This window comes from Paenibacillus tyrphae (genome assembly GCF_024158745.1).
GTDB lineage: Bacteria > Bacillota > Bacilli > Paenibacillales > NBRC-103111 > Paenibacillus_G > Paenibacillus_G tyrfis_A.
In genome coordinates this window covers 85,363-99,975 of the sequence record NZ_JAMZAW010000003.1, presented here as the reverse complement: position 1 = coordinate 99,975, position 14,613 = coordinate 85,363, and the positions used below count along the sequence as shown (strand labels likewise).

At 53.0% G+C, this 14,613-nt stretch carries 13 protein-coding genes; 9 read left to right on the top strand and 4 right to left on the bottom strand.

Annotated features, from left to right (window positions below; all coding sequences use genetic code 11):
* Window positions 1–153: 153 nt before the first annotated feature.
* Window positions 154–828 carry a DUF421 domain-containing protein gene (locus NI000_RS05645; RefSeq protein ID WP_253408573.1) on the top strand — a complete coding sequence of 225 codons (675 nt, stop codon included), beginning with the start codon at window positions 154–156 and terminating at the stop codon, window positions 826–828.
* A 13-nt stretch (window positions 829–841) separates the two neighbouring features.
* Here the strand turns inward: NI000_RS05645 and spoVB are convergent, their stop codons facing one another.
* Window positions 842–2,407 (bottom strand): stage V sporulation protein B, encoded by a 1,566-nt coding sequence (gene spoVB, locus NI000_RS05640; protein WP_253408571.1) that lies wholly within the window; start codon window positions 2,405–2,407, stop codon window positions 842–844.
* A 182-nt stretch (window positions 2,408–2,589) separates the two neighbouring features.
* Here spoVB and NI000_RS36920 point away from each other — a divergent pair, with 182 nt between their 5' ends.
* From NI000_RS36920 to NI000_RS05610, 6 genes are all read left to right on the top strand, one after another.
* Entirely contained in the window at window positions 2,590–3,297 is a 708-nt protein-coding gene (locus NI000_RS36920; protein WP_309247874.1) for a post-transcriptional regulator, read from the top strand.
* Window positions 3,298–3,408: 111 nt separating this feature from the next.
* Window positions 3,409–4,641: a protein translocase subunit SecD gene (gene secD, locus NI000_RS05630; protein ID WP_253408569.1), complete on the top strand. Its 1,233-nt coding sequence runs from the start codon at window positions 3,409–3,411 to the stop codon at window positions 4,639–4,641.
* The gene (gene secF, locus NI000_RS05625; RefSeq protein ID WP_253408567.1) at window positions 4,631–5,548 is read left to right on the top strand and encodes a protein translocase subunit SecF; all 918 of its coding nucleotides are present in this window, start codon (window positions 4,631–4,633) and stop codon (window positions 5,546–5,548) included. Before secD ends, secF begins: the two co-directional genes overlap by 11 nt.
* A 96-nt stretch (window positions 5,549–5,644) precedes the next feature.
* Window positions 5,645–6,595 (top strand): cation diffusion facilitator family transporter, encoded by a 951-nt coding sequence (locus NI000_RS05620; RefSeq protein WP_253408565.1) that lies wholly within the window; start codon window positions 5,645–5,647, stop codon window positions 6,593–6,595.
* Window positions 6,596–6,618: 23 nt separating this feature from the next.
* On the top strand, window positions 6,619–9,072 hold the full coding sequence (gene recJ / locus NI000_RS05615; RefSeq protein ID WP_253408563.1) for a single-stranded-DNA-specific exonuclease RecJ: 2,454 nt from the start codon (window positions 6,619–6,621) through the stop codon (window positions 9,070–9,072).
* Window positions 9,069–9,581 carry an adenine phosphoribosyltransferase gene (locus NI000_RS05610; RefSeq protein ID WP_253408561.1) on the top strand — a complete coding sequence of 171 codons (513 nt, stop codon included), beginning with the start codon at window positions 9,069–9,071 and terminating at the stop codon, window positions 9,579–9,581. Before recJ ends, NI000_RS05610 begins: the two co-directional genes overlap by 4 nt.
* Window positions 9,582–9,661: 80 nt before the next feature.
* Here NI000_RS05610 and NI000_RS05605 read toward each other — a convergent pair whose 3' ends face one another.
* The 3 genes from NI000_RS05605 to NI000_RS05595 form a co-directional block, all read right to left on the bottom strand.
* A complete protein-coding gene (locus NI000_RS05605) occupies window positions 9,662–10,318 on the bottom strand; it encodes a DUF2642 domain-containing protein (protein ID WP_253408559.1) in 657 nt (218 codons plus the stop codon).
* Window positions 10,319–10,377: 59 nt separating this feature from the next.
* Window positions 10,378–10,734 (bottom strand): hypothetical protein, encoded by a 357-nt coding sequence (locus NI000_RS05600; RefSeq protein ID WP_253408557.1) that lies wholly within the window; start codon window positions 10,732–10,734, stop codon window positions 10,378–10,380.
* Between the two features lie 201 nt (window positions 10,735–10,935).
* Window positions 10,936–11,274: a hypothetical protein gene (locus NI000_RS05595; RefSeq protein WP_253408980.1), complete on the bottom strand. Its 339-nt coding sequence runs from the start codon at window positions 11,272–11,274 to the stop codon at window positions 10,936–10,938.
* Here NI000_RS05595 and NI000_RS05590 point away from each other — a divergent pair.
* Both NI000_RS05590 and NI000_RS05585 read left to right on the top strand, forming a co-directional pair.
* The gene (locus tag NI000_RS05590) at window positions 11,212–12,279 is read left to right on the top strand and encodes a CotH kinase family protein (protein WP_253408555.1); all 1,068 of its coding nucleotides are present in this window, start codon (window positions 11,212–11,214) and stop codon (window positions 12,277–12,279) included. The genes NI000_RS05595 and NI000_RS05590 overlap by 63 nt on opposite strands.
* A 134-nt stretch (window positions 12,280–12,413) precedes the next feature.
* Complete coding sequence (locus NI000_RS05585) at window positions 12,414–14,609, top strand: RelA/SpoT family protein (protein ID WP_253408949.1); 2,196 nt, start codon at window positions 12,414–12,416, stop codon at window positions 14,607–14,609.
* Window positions 14,610–14,613: the final 4 nt, after the last annotated feature.

The following is a 14,613-nucleotide window of genomic DNA, read 5'->3' as shown; positions in this document are numbered from 1 at the left end:
CCATTCTATTTTCCATTGTATGGGCATGTACACCGAAATAGTACAGCTTCCTCGACTGTGGAAGCAGCGATTTGTTACCAGCAATTCACCCGCATGACAATCGTTCCCCGGGGCTACAATAGGCATTGAACTGCATTCAGGGAGGCCGAGTCCATGGATCTACTGCCGCTTTTTTTTCGCACCATCCTGATCTATGCGATCGTATTTTTTACCCTGCGCATTATGGGAAAAAGGGAGATCGGCAAGCTATCGGTTTTCGACCTCGTCATTTCCATCATGATCGCGGAAATTGCCGTGTTCGTACTGGAGGATATGAAGAAGCCTTTGCTCGAAGGCATCCTTCCCATGGCAACGCTGGTCGTGATTCAGCTGACAATTGCTTTTATTTCGTTGAAAAACGAGAAGCTGCGCCGCTTGTTTGAAGGCAAGCCTTCTCCCATTATTCAGAACGGCAAGCTGAATCGGAAGGAAATGAAGCGTCAGCTATACAATTTGGACGATCTGCTGCTGCAATTAAGAGAGAACAAAGTGACGAACCTTGCGGATGTGGAATTCGCCCTTCTTGAATCGTCCGGTAAGCTGACCGTAATCGAAAAAAAACAAGAGGCGGAACGGTCTGCCGAAGAGCCGGCGTCGTTTCGTTACGAAGGACTTCCTTTGCCGCTGATTATGGACGGTAAAGTACAGGACGAAAACTTGACCAAGCTCGGCCAAACCCGGTTTTGGCTCAAGAGCCAGCTTCAGGATAAGGGAGTCAAAGATTTCAAGGACGTATTTTTTTGTTCCATCGATCATCGGGGCCGCTGGTTTATCGACAAAAAAAGATGAGCTGGCGCCCCCGTTATTTCACAAACCGTTTGCCAAGCCATAAAATTCGGAAAACGTCGTCGCGGTTAATGAGTTTAAGCAGCATGGCGATCAGCAGATAAATGATAACCCCTGTCAGGCAGGAAAAGGAAAAACGCGTAAAGCCGCTGGCAATCCAAGGCGTATACATCACGACATAGCTGGCGAAGCCGGCGACCGCCATACTTATTCCGACTTTCAGGAAATCCCCGGTTTGCATGCGAAACTGAAGCAAACGCACGACGCTGTTCCAATGCAGCAAGGTAACGAGCATGATATTCACGCTGATGGCGACAACCGCCCCCAAGATACCGAATTCCGGCCGGCTGGCCAAGAAATAAATCAGCGTCAGCTTAACGATGGACCCGACGAGCGTATTGATCAGTGCGCTTCCGGGTCTTTCGAGCGCTTGGAGAGTTGATTGCAGCGGCGCCTGAAAATAAATAAAAAGGGCGGCGGGCGCCATCATCCGAAGCATGGCCCCAACCCCGGGCTGCCCGTACATATACTGGCAAATTGGCTCTGCCAGCACATACATCAATACGGCAAAGGGGGCGCCCGTCACCAAGGCAAGCTTCAGCGATTGGTGCAGCCGCATATGGATCGTTTTCATGTCGTTCTTGGCCGCCGCCTCGGACAAAGATGGGATGAGTGAGACCGCGAGGGAAAAAGTAAGGGCGCTAGGGAGCATCAGCACCGGAATAATCATGCCTTGCAATGCTCCGTACTGTGCCGTCGCCACACCGGTTGCCACGCCTGCGACAGCGAGGCTTTGAATAATCAGAATCGATTCGAGAAAATATGAACCCGAGCCGACCAGCTTGCTTCCGGTGACGGGCACGGCCAACTCCAGAAGACTCTTCAGACTCTCGAAGCGGTTGAGCGACCGCCGAGCTCCAGTCTTTGCCCGGTGAGGCGTCAGCCGCTGCGATCGGTTATGCCGGTACAGCAGCACCAGAACGAGCAGGGCGCACAGTTCCCCGATCATGACGCCGATCATCGCTCCCGCGGCGGCAAATTCGATGCCGTAAGGCAGCAGCATGAACGCAAAGGCGAGCACGGTAACAATGCGGACGAGCGTCTCGACTACTTGGGACAGCGCCGTCGGAATCATGTCCTGCCGGCCTTGAAAATACCCGCGGAATACGGCCGATATGCCGACGAGCGGGATGATCGGCGTCATACACAGGAACGTGTAGTATACCCGGGGGTCCGTGAACAGATGGTCGGTAATCCAGCGGGCGCCGAGGACGATGACGGCCGTGAAGACAAAGCTGATGACGGCCGCCAGGGCAAGCGCTACCCGAAAGATCGTGCGGACCCGGGCCGCGTTGCCTTCGGCTTCGGCCGCAGCGATTAATTTCGCTACCGCAACCGGGATGCCTCCGGTGACGATCGTAAGAATGACGATGAGAAACGGCCACCCCATTTGATAAAGGCCAATTCCTTCCGGGCCGATCACCCGCGGAAGCGTAATCCGGGGAATGAAGCCGAGGATGCGGTTGACAATGCCTGCTGCGAGGAGGATGAGCGTTCCTTGGATAAACGATTGTTTTGTCAAGGGACCGACCTTCTTTCTTCCTGGATGGGCTTGTATTCCTGTGTGTTATTAATGGATATGCACAACCTGTCCAAGAGCATGCTAATATTTTTAGAGCTCGCCGCAGGCACAAACGGCAGGAAAACGCTCGGGTACAGCGAATAGGTACAATAACGAGGCTGCGCACGCGGGAGGGTTGCAAGATGGAAAACGACAGTTGGAAACAAGATCGCAGCGACGGCAAGGGTCCGGATGCCATGGAAGCGGGATCGGAGCACGCCGCCTCCGCTCCGGAAACGGAACCGGGAGCCGGGAACGAGCATACGGGCAGTTCGGAGGCTCGGAATCCGGAAGAAGACGGTGCGCGGGAAGCTGCAGCCGAAAAACCGCTTACGGAGCCGATCCCTTATATGGAGCTTTTTTACTCGGAGAGGGAGAACGGCGATCACCCGCAGGATTCGTCGGCGGAAGAGCCGATTTCGGCCTCGAGTGTGCTTGAGGAAGAAGGAGCGGTCGATCCGAAGCCGGTTGAGCCTCAGCAGGAGAGCGGATCGGCCTCGGCTGAGGAACACGACGAGGAGTGCGAACCCGAAGTGGGCGATCTGCCGGAGCTTTGGATGAAGCACATGGAATCGGAGCCGGACCCCGACCCCGAACCGGAAGAAGCGCCCATGAATGACGAGGAGCTCAGCCGGGTAATCGAGGAGATTTGCCGGAGCAAAGCCGAGGAGTTCCGCATGATCGGTTACGAGCAGGTGACAGGAGAGGAAATATGGGAATGCGTCAGCGACAAATACCATAAGACCGGCGTACCTCCGCTGCACCGGATCGTCAACGATATTTTATCATTGAAGGCGACGCAGTTCATGAACTGGATGACCATGAGCATATATAAAGATGCCCATCGCTAGCGACCGGGCTTCTTTTTTGCGCGCGTCTTTACAGAAAGGAAAAAAGAGGCAAATTGACTCGTTTTTCGCACGTAGGTATAATAGGAATATTGAGTATGGAAGGAGACTTTTATGGACATCAAAAGAATCGTCGCTTTTTTCGCTATCGTGCTGATCGTCTTTGCCGCGATCGGAGTGACGAGTCCGCAGCTTGTCAGACAAGTGAAGCTGGGGCTTGATTTGAAAGGCGGCTTTGAGATTCTGTACGTTGTGGAGCCGATTGAGCCTGGGAAGCCGGTTACCCCCGAGTCGCTCAAGCAAACCGCGATCAGTCTGGAGAAACGGGCCGATAGCCTCGGGATTGCAGAGCCGGAAGTAACAACCGAGGGAAACGACCGAATCCGCGTGAAACTGGCCGGGGTGTCGAATGAAGAGGAAGTTAGAAAGATCATCAAAGAGCCTGCGCAGCTCACATTCCGCGGGCCGGACGGTACAAAGGAAATGCTGGGGAGCGACTTCGTAGAGGGTGCTGCCAAAGTCGGTTTCGACCAACAGAACCGTCCGATGATTTCGATCGAAGTCAAGGATAAAGAGAAATTCCGCAAGGTCACGGAGAAGCTGCTCGGTCAACCGCTTGCCATTTATTTGGACGAGACCCAGCTGTCCGCGCCGGTCGTACAGCAGGTGCTGACCGACGGCAAAGCAACGATCTCAGGCAATTATACGTATGACGAAGCCAACAAGCTGAAAGACACGATCAACCTCGGAGCCCTTCCGTTGAAGCTTACCGAGAAATATACGCAGAGCGTAGGCGCTACGCTTGGCCAATTGTCCCTGCAGGAAACGGTTAAAGCCGGCCTTGTCGGTTCCGTGCTGATCCTGCTCTTCATGCTGATTTTTTACCGGATACCGGGCCTCGTTGCCTCGATATCGATCATCACTTACTCCTGGCTGCTGCTCGTCGTCTTCGACTGGATTCATGCGACGCTGACGCTGCCGGGGATCGCGGCGTTTATTCTCGGTATCGGGATGGCGGTCGATGCAAACATCATTACTGCAGAGCGGATCAAAGAGGAAATTCGCAGCGGCAAGAGCATTCTTTCCTCGATGAAGGCGGGTTCGAAGCATTCGTTCAGAACGATTATGGATGCCAATATTACGAACATCATTTCCGGCTTTGTATTATTTTACATCGGTAACGGAGCCATCCGCGGATTTGCGCTTACGACGATGCTCAGCATCGTGCTTAGTGTAATCACAAACGTCTTCTTTGCGCGGTTTTTGACCTTGCTGCTCATCCGAAGCAATTTGTTCAAGAAGCCGGTCTATTTTGGCGTAAAGGAGTCGGAAATCCGTGAACTCTAAAACTAAAATACTTTTTGATTTTGTCAAACACCGCAAAACGTTCTATATCATATCGCTTCTTATCTGTATTGTTGGCGCCGTTGTATTGTCGGTCAGCGGTCTGAATTACGGGGTAGAATTCCGGGCGGGTACGTCGATGGACATCTCGGCCGGACAAGCGATGGATAAGGCCAAAGCCGAAGAGCTGCTCAAAAGCGTCGGCGTCGAAGCCGGTGTGATGACCCTTGGCGGGGACAACAACAACCGTCTGTCCATGAGATTTAACGATATCTTGCCCGAAGCGACCCAGAAACAGATTCAGGAAAAATTCAAGGCAACCTACGGCAACAGCGTATCGCAGGAAGTCAATACTGTTACGCCGGATATGGCGCTGGAGCTTCGCAATAAAGCGCTCCTAGCTATCGGAGTAGCCAGCTTGGCCATTTGTCTCTATGTCACGATCCGCTTCGAGTGGCGGTTCGCGATCGCTTCGATTATTGCGATTCTGCACGACGCCTTTTTGGTCATCAGCGTGTTTGCGATATTCCGGCTGGAAGTGAACTTGCCGTTTATGGCGGCCGTGCTCACAACGATCGGTTATTCGATTAACGATAAAATCGTCGTCTTTGACCGGGTCCGCGAAAATCTGCGCTTTGCCAAGCTGAAGACGCCGGACGATTTGGCGTCCTTATTGAACGACAGTATTTGGCAGACGATGACGAGAAATATCAATACGGTCCTTACAGTATTGATTGCCGCCGTTTGTTTGCTTGTGCTCGGCAGTCCTTCCATTCAGCTCTTCGCGCTTGCGAAGATCGTCGGTCTGACCAGCGGCGCTTATTCTTCCATCTTTATTGCAGGTCCGCTTTGGTACGATCTGAAAAGCAAATCGATCGGCTCGAAAAAGAGCTCTGCAGCGAAAGCGTAAGAACCGCTTTTACCGAAGCCATGGTTCATCTGCGGCCGGCCGCGCGAAACGGCAAGTTTCCGCGGCCTTTCTATCAATCTCATGGAGGAGTGGCCCATGACGGAGGAACGTTACAAGCAAGCGGCAGCGGGCGCATGGATCGGCATAGCAGGAAATCTTGCCCTGGCCCTTCTGAAAGGCGTAACCGGCTATATGGCCAACAGTAAAGCATTAATGGCCGATGCGTTCCATTCGGCGTCGGATGTCGTAGGATCGGTTGCGGTGCTGGTCGGGCTTCGGGCGGCTAAGCGGCCCCCTGACGAAGATCATCCGTACGGACACGGCAAGGCGGAGCCGATAGCGGCCATTGTCTTATCGGTGCTGCTGCTTGTGGTCGGCGTGGAAATCGGCATTTCGGCAGCGAAATCGATCTATGGCGGCGTGCATGAACCGCCGGAAGGCTTCGCGCTGACGGTGCTCATCTTGTCCATCATTGTCAAAGAAGCGATGTTTCAATACAAGTTCCGGCTTGGGAAAAAACTGGCTAGTCAAGCCCTGATCGCTAACGCTTGGGAGCACCGCTCCGACGTGTATTCTTCGATTGCCGCTTTTGTCGGGGTCGGGGGCGCGATGCTCGGTTCCTATTTCGGAAATCCTTATCTGTATTACTTGGACCCGATTGCGGGTTTGGTCGTCGCGGTCATGGTGCTTCGAATGGGATACCGTTTATTGATGGATTCGGTTCACAGCACGATGGACCATGTACTGCATCAAGAAGATGCGGCAGATTTGCTTGAAACGGTACAGCGCATTAAAGGCGTAATTGCCGTGGATCAACTGCGGGCGCGGGAACACGGCCATTATGTCATTGTCGACGTGAAAATCAGCGTCAATCCGCGCATCTCGATACAGGAAGGGCATGATATTGCCAAAATCGTCAAGCATACGCTCATGAAACGGTTTCTGCACGTTTCCGACGTGTTCGTTCACGTCAATCCGTACGATGCAGGTTATCCGTATAAGAGTGCGGATTCGGAGCCTGACGATATGCCCACGGTGCTTCATTAAGAGGAATAGGGGGAACGGCCGTCATGCTTCAGGCGAAGGCAAGATGGAATATCGGCGCGGCAGACGGCAAAGCGGCTGAAAGGTTGGCGGAGGAGCTTAATCTGCCGCCGATCATTTCAAGACTGCTCGTTGTCCGGGGAATAACAGATTCCACGCAAGCCGCTCATTTTTTAAACGGAGGAACGGATCAGACGTACGATCCGTTCCTTTTAGATGGTATGGAACAAGCGGTAGAACGAATTCGAAAAGCGATCGACACCGGAGAACATATTCGCATCTACGGCGATTACGATGCGGACGGTGTCAGCAGCACGACGCTGATGGTTCATCTGCTGCGGCAGCTCGGCTGCACGTTCGATTATTACATTCCGCATCGCGTTCACGAAGGGTACGGTCTCAATACCGCTGCGCTTGACGCGGCGAAGGAGCAGGGCGTCGGGCTGATCGTGACGGTCGATACCGGCATTAGCGCCGTGAAGGAAATCGCGCATGCGAATGCCCTGGGGATCGACGTCATCGTCACCGACCACCATGAACCGCCGGAGGTACTCCCGGAAGCTTATGTATTGATCAACCCGAAAAAGCCGGGTTCTCCATACCCTTACAAACAGCTTGCAGGGGTAGGCGTCGCTCTTAAGCTCGCACAAGCGCTGCTCGGCCGTTGGCCCGAGGAGCTGCTGGAGTTTGCCGCCATCGGTACGGTGGCCGATCTCATGCTGCTGACGGACGAAAATCGGATCATCGTGAAGCAAGGCTTGGAACGGATGAGATCGACATCGAATTATGGTATTCGATCGCTGCTGGAAATAGCCGGCATTCCGGTTCGGGAGGTAACCTCTACGCATATCGGGTTTGCCCTGGCGCCCCGCATCAATGCAAGCGGCCGTCTGCTCAGCGCGGACACGGCGGTCAGGCTGCTGACAACGACGAGCGAACAGGAAGCGGATCAGCTGGCATTCGAGCTGGATCAGCTGAACAAGGAACGGCAGCGCATTGTCGACGAAATGGCCAAGCAGGCCGTAGACATGGTCGAAAAACGCAAGGCGAGCGGTGGACTGCCGGATGCTATCGTACTGGCTCACGAAGAGTGGAACGTCGGTGTGATCGGCATCGTTGCCTCCAAGATCGTCGACCGGTTTTACCGGCCGACCATTATTTTGGGCATCGATCCGGAAACCGGTATGGCCAAAGGCTCTGCGCGTTCGATCGCCAGCTTCGACATGTACCGCGCCTTAACGCATTGCTCCGATATCATGGATCATTACGGCGGTCATCCGATGGCGGCGGGCATGACGCTTGCCAGGGCACATTTGCCGGAACTCGGCCTTCGGTTGGAGCAGCTGGCGAAAGAATGGCTGACGCCGGACGATTACATACCGCAGCTGGAGGCGGATCTGGTCTGCGATTTCAGCGACGTAACCTTGGAGAGCATCGGACAGCTGGAGCGGCTTGGACCGTTCGGGATGGGGAACCCGTCCCCACGTTTTGTGTTCGGCGATCTTGCTTTAAATGACATGCGCACGATGGGCAAGGAGCAGCAGCATTTGAAGCTGTCTCTCCGGTCTGCGCAGGATGAGACGGCGGCCGCCATGGATGGGGTCGGATTCGGCAAAGCCTCTTTGGCCGAATGGATATCGCCGTCGGCACAACTTGAAGTGCTCGGGGAGCTATCCATCAACGAATGGAACGGAGTACGCCGTCCGCAAATTATGATCCAGGACGTGCGCGTGCCGGAAATACAGCTGTTCGATTGGCGAGGGGCTCCGAAGCCGGAAAAGAAGCTGGCGGAACTGTGCGAACGGCTTGAACGGCATCATGCGGGGCAGCATGACTCTTTGCCTGCCGTAATCGTGTTTGGAGAGGCGGTTCCTGCTCCGCTCCAATCGCCTTCTGCCCGATACGCGCTGTGGTGTGCCGACATTCACGGCCGGTTTCGGCCTGTAAACGAGCGTGCAGGACTCACGGCGTTATCGGGGACATCGGACGTGTTCATTTACTCCCTCCCGCAGAGGATGGAGCAGCTGCACGCGCTGGCCGCCGAAGCGTCCTCTGCGCAGCGGTATTACGCTGCGTTCGGAGGCACCGAAGAGGATAAGCAAGGCAGCATCATGCCGGGCCGCGAGATGTTCAAAGCCGTATACGGCGCCGTCATGGCATTGCGGCCGGAAGCCGCGAATCGGTCCGCAGGCGGCCAGGTTGTTCAGGCAATTGCAAGACGTTGCGCGCTTTCGCCGCATCTCGTCCTTTTTATATTGGACGTTTTTACTGAGCTTGGCTTGATCGAGCCGGAAGGGGAGGGGTACAGGGTCGTGCCCTCCTCCGACAAAAAAGATTTATCCGCATCGCTGCTTTACCGCAGCCGTTCGAAACGGCCGGACGTAGAGCAGGAGCTTCTGTACTGCTCCGCAAAGGAGCTTCGTTCGAAGCTTCTGAAGGGACCGGGACCAAACCATTCCATGATGGAGGAAATTGTATGAACTTTAAAGATTATATTCGCGTTATCGAAGACTTCCCGCAGCCGGGAATCAGCTTTAAGGACATCACGACATTGCTGAGAGACGGCCAAGCCTACAAAGCCGTTATTGAAGAGCTTGCCCGCCTCTTGAAGGATAAAGAGATCGATTGCATCGCCGGACCGGAAGCGCGCGGATTCGTGATCGGCGCTCCGCTCGCGATCGCACTGGGAGTCGGCTTCGTGCCGATCCGCAAAAGCGGAAAGCTGCCGGGGACGACGATTGAAGCGGATTATGCGCTGGAGTACGGCAAAGACAAGCTTGCGATGCATAACGATGCGATTGCTCCGGGCCAAAAAGTGCTGATCGCCGACGACTTGCTAGCCACAGGCGGCACGATTGCAACCTCGATCAACCTAGTCCAGCAGTTGGGCGGAGAAGTGGTTGGGGCGGCGTTCCTGATTGAGCTTTTGGAGCTTAACGGACGGGAGAAGCTGAACGGGATCGAAGTAGTTTCGCTCGTGCAGTATTAATCTTGCTCATAAGAAAAGGCGACCTTTAAGGAAGAAATTCCTTAGGGTCGCCTTTCTATTATTCCAAGGCTCGCCGCTGCTTAAGGGCGGTGGACCGTTTTGACATGATCGATATGCATGAACATCGACGCGCCGCCGGAAGTAATGAGTTCGATAATGGGGGTGTCGGCGGCTTTTAGCAGACCTATCTTGCCAGGGTGTTCACCCAGGTTCAATACGACAAACTCCCCTTCTAATTTTTTCAATTGCTGATCGATCGTTCTCGCCAGAGCCATGGTCGGTATGCTGACCGGAAAAGAAGACGGATTCATGGCATAAGGCGTTGCATTCGGACCGTACGGAATCAAATATTTTAAATGCCGCATGGCGATTAAAACGGAATGAAAGACCGGCGACTGGAAAACGAAGAAATCGTTCATAATGCTCGTTACGTACCCGTGAATCGATTGATTTCCGGTAATATACAGTTCGGTGAACATTCCTTTGGCGTTCATCAGCACTTTACGGTATGACAAATCTTGCGATGGTTCCCATGAAAATCCCGAAAATTCCGCCTCTTGTTTGACGGAGAGAGACATTTGCTGCAGATGCAGAAGCGGGAGGTAAAGAAATTGTCCTTCATCATGAAGAACCATGATATCGCTGCCGATATCGATGAACAAGCCTCGAATAGAATCCTTTTTACCGGAGACGGACAACTCGACGTATTGGTTAATATACGAGCGCATCGTTTTCATATAAATACCTCCTCCTTATCATCATGTGGGTAAAAGGATGGATCGGGGTTCCGGGCTACTCAAGTCGGCGTATCATGTTTTTGGCTCCTGCTTAAGAAAGTAAAAATGTTTCCAAATAAGCTTTGCTCGTCTCCGCCGCTGCGATGGCTTGGGGAATATCCGCTGCGGTCGCCGCTTGAGAAATTACTGCGGTCGCCTTCCGAATATCTGCTAACGTCGCTGCCGAAATATCCGTCGTGGTCGCCACTGCGTAAGCCGCTGAGATGTTTGTCGGCATTATTCGGCGTGTTCTTTATGTCGTTGTTGCTTTTGTCGCCCAAATTGTTAAGTCCGACTTTTTTAGTGCGCAAATGAGCCTTCCGACTGTTTTTTCCTTTCGAACCGATTGAGCTTTTAAACGCACTGCTTTTTGCCATCGATAGTTCCCTCCGTAAATAATAATTGTTTACCATCCTCATGGATCGATTCCCTGCGGACAGCTTATCACTGAATCCCTAACTTAACGAATAGCCATCCGCCTCCTTTCATTTGCCGATAGCGGTGATTTGTAATTTATTTATATGTATCTCGCATCGTTTGGAATGGTCTGAAATCTAGTTGATTTGCAATTTCCGCTTCTACCATGCCAGGCTGTTGGTAGATATGTCGGACAAGATAAACAGCACGTTTTTCAAGAAGCTACGTTTGTCTATGTTCGCTTTACGCAGCGAGCCTGCTTTGATATATTCACAGAATCGAAGGAAGTGTTCCAGACGTTCTCTCTTAATTCGGATGAATCGGGTCAAGAGGCGAATGCCGTGACTGAGGCGTTTGCGGACGCATACCGTAAAGTAGCACAAAAAGCCTATCCTCAAGGATAGGCTTTTTGCTTTGTAGAGAAAGGCGGAAGGTCGATGGTTGCGGAACTGCCTGTGCGGCACATGATAATTGGCGAGCAGCAGTTGAAACAGCTGCAAAAAAATGTCTGGAGCAACCGTTTCGTTCAAGGAAGCATCGTGTCCGAAGGAACAAAGGAGATCAAGGTTCGCTACCGGGGCGGACATACGCGCGACTACCCGAAACGTTCCTACGAAGTGGTTTGCAGCGGGAAAACGTATCATTATAATGCCGAGTACGACGATCCTTCATTGATTCGGAATGCTTTGTCGTTTCGTTTTTTCGAGTGGATCGGCGTGCCTTGTCCTGAAACCAGACATTGTTTGCTGCGGCTCAACGGTCAAAATTTAGGGGTATATCTGGAGATTGAAGGGGTCGACCACTATTTTTTCCGAAGACGGGGAATCTCGGTTCAGTCGCTATTTTATGCGATAAACGACAATGCTAACTTCAGCTTGTATGCGAACGATTCGAGCCGCAAAAAATCCTCATTGTTATCGGGCTACAAGCAAATGATCGGGTCCACGGATGACCAGGGCAAGTTCACATTGTTTATCCGCAAGCTGAATACGCTCGGCCCGGACAGCTCTAAAACGCTATTATCCTATCTGCTGCTTCGCTTGGACATCGACAATTACCTCCGCTGGCTGACCGGTGCTGTTTTAACCGGAAATTATGACGGATTCGACCAGAACTATGCCATGTACCGTCACCGAAAATCACAAAAATACCGAATCATTCCATGGGATTACGAAGGCACCTGGGGGAGGAACTGCTTCGGCAAACCGTGCGGCAGCGATTTGGTGCGCGTGACGGGTTATAACCGGCTGACCCGTACTTTGCTGAAATTTCCAACCGTCCGGAGCAAGTATAAAAAACTGCTTGCGGCTATGCTGAACGACCCGTTCACGGTAAGAAGAATCATTCCCGTCGCCCACGCCATGCACAGCGCGATAAGGCCTTATGTGGTGCGGGATACGGCTCGCAAATGGCCGGTTTCCGAGTTCGAGGGCGAAGTATGGATGATTCGCAGGTACATTGAAGAACGCCGAAGGCTGGTAGCCGATGCGCTGCGGGATTTGTAACCGTCAGCGTACGCGGAGCGTATACAAATGTTCGTTTTGCGCGTAATATGTCGGTTTGTCCCGCAAATTCTTGACGCAGCCCCCGGTTCAAGGGCATAATGGATTAAAATCGAATTAAGGGAATGGATGAACGGATGGGGATAGAGCAGCTTCTTGCGAAGGCATCCACATATGTGAAAGAAAATGACCTGACACGAATCCGGGAAGCTTATGAATTTGCGGATCAGGCGCATTACGGCCAAGTGCGCAAATCCGGTGAGCCCTATATATTGCATCCGCTTGCCGTAGCGGATATTTTGGTTAATATGCAGATGGATACGACTTCCATCATTGCTGCGCTGCTCCACGACGTGGTGGAGGATACGACGGTATCGCTCGAAACGGTGCATGAAAAGTTCGGCGCTACCTGTGCGATGATCGTCGACGGCCTCACCAAACTCGAGAAAATCAAATTCAAGAGCAAGGAAGAGCACCAGAACGAAAACTACCGCAAAATGTTCGTCGCCATGGCGCAGGACATTCGCGTCATTCTTATTAAATTGGCGGACCGTCTGCACAACATGCGAACGCTCAAGCACCAGTCGGAAGAAGCGCAGCGGCGCATCGCGGACGAGACGCTGGAAATCTTTTGCCCGATCGCACATCGTCTGGGGATATCGGCGATCAAGTGGGAGATGGAAGACATCGCCCTGCGATATTTGAATCCCCAGCAGTATTACCGCATCGTGAACCTTATGCAGAAGAAGCGCGCCGAACGGGAACAGTATTTAAGCGACGTCATTGCGTCGGTAGGCGAGAAGCTGCAGGAGATGGGGATCGACGGCGATATCTCGGGAAGACCCAAGCATATTTACAGCATTTACAAGAAGATGACGGTGAAAAGCAAGCAGTTCAATGAAATCTACGATCTGCTGGCGCTGCGGATTATCGTCGACAATATTAAAGATTGCTACGCCACGCTAGGGATCATCCATACGCTGTGGAAGCCGATGCCCGGCCGTTTCAAAGATTATATCGCCATGCCGAAGCCGAACATGTATCAATCGCTGCATACGACGGTCATCGGTCCGAAAGGCGAGCCGTTGGAAGTTCAGATCCGCACGTTTGAGATGCACCGTACCTCCGAATACGGGGTCGCTGCGCATTGGGCCTATAAAGAAGGCACATCTGTCCCGTCAGGCAGCTACGAAGACAAGATGCATTTTATCCGCGAGATCCTAGAGCTCCAGAACGATACGCAAGATGCGCAGGAGTTCGTCGAATCGCTCAAAATGGACTTTTTCTCCGATCTGGTGTTCGTATTTACGCCGAAAGGGGAAGTCATCGAACTGCCTGCGGGCTCGGTCCCGCTCGACTTTGCTTACCGGATTCATACGGAGGTCGGCAACCGTACGATCGGCGCCAAAGTCAACGGTCGCATCGTCCCGCTCGACCACAAGCTGAAAACAGGCGATATCATCGAGATTTTGACGTCCAAGCACTCGTATGGGCCGAGTCAGGACTGGGTGAAAATCGCTCAATCGTCACACGCCCGGACCAAGATTCGTCAATGGTTCAAGAAAGAGCGCCGCGAAGAGAACGTGCTCAAGGGCCGCGAAATGATCGAACGCGAGCTGAAAAGGCTCGGTTACGACATTCCTGCGCTGACGAAAGATGACGAGATGCTGGAGGTCGCCCGAAAATTCAACTTTAACGAAATTGAGGACATGCTGTCGGCCGTCGGCTTCGGCGGTATAACCGCGGCCCAGATCGTAACCCGTTTGACCGAGAAGGTTCGCAAAGAAGCGGAGGAAGCCCAGCAGCAGGCGATGCTTACGTCCGAGGTTAAGGAAATGAAAGCGCCGGTGTCGGATAAGGAGCGCAAAGGCCGTCCGACCGGAGGGGTCCGGGTCAAAGGAGTGGACAACCTGCTCGTGCGGTTTGCCCGCTGCTGTAATCCGGTGCCGGGCGATGTGATTATCGGGTATATTACGCGCGGGCGCGGGGTATCCGTTCACCGTTCGGACTGTACGAACATTCCTTCGCCGGAATGCAGCGACGAAGGGAATCGCGTGATCGAGGTGGAGTGGGCGGACAACGTCGAGGCGAATTACAATGTCGAGATCGAAATTACGGGTCACGACCGGCGTGGACTTCTGAACGAAGTACTGCAGGTCGTATCGGAATGCAAAACGGTCATTTCCGCCGTTTCCGGCCGCTCGGATAAAAATAAGATGGTGGTCATCCACATGACGATACTGATCCGCAATATCGATCATCTTCATTCGGTCGTGGAAAAAATCAAGCGGATCAAGGACGTTTATTCGGTACAGCGCATTATGCAGGCTTAAAGGC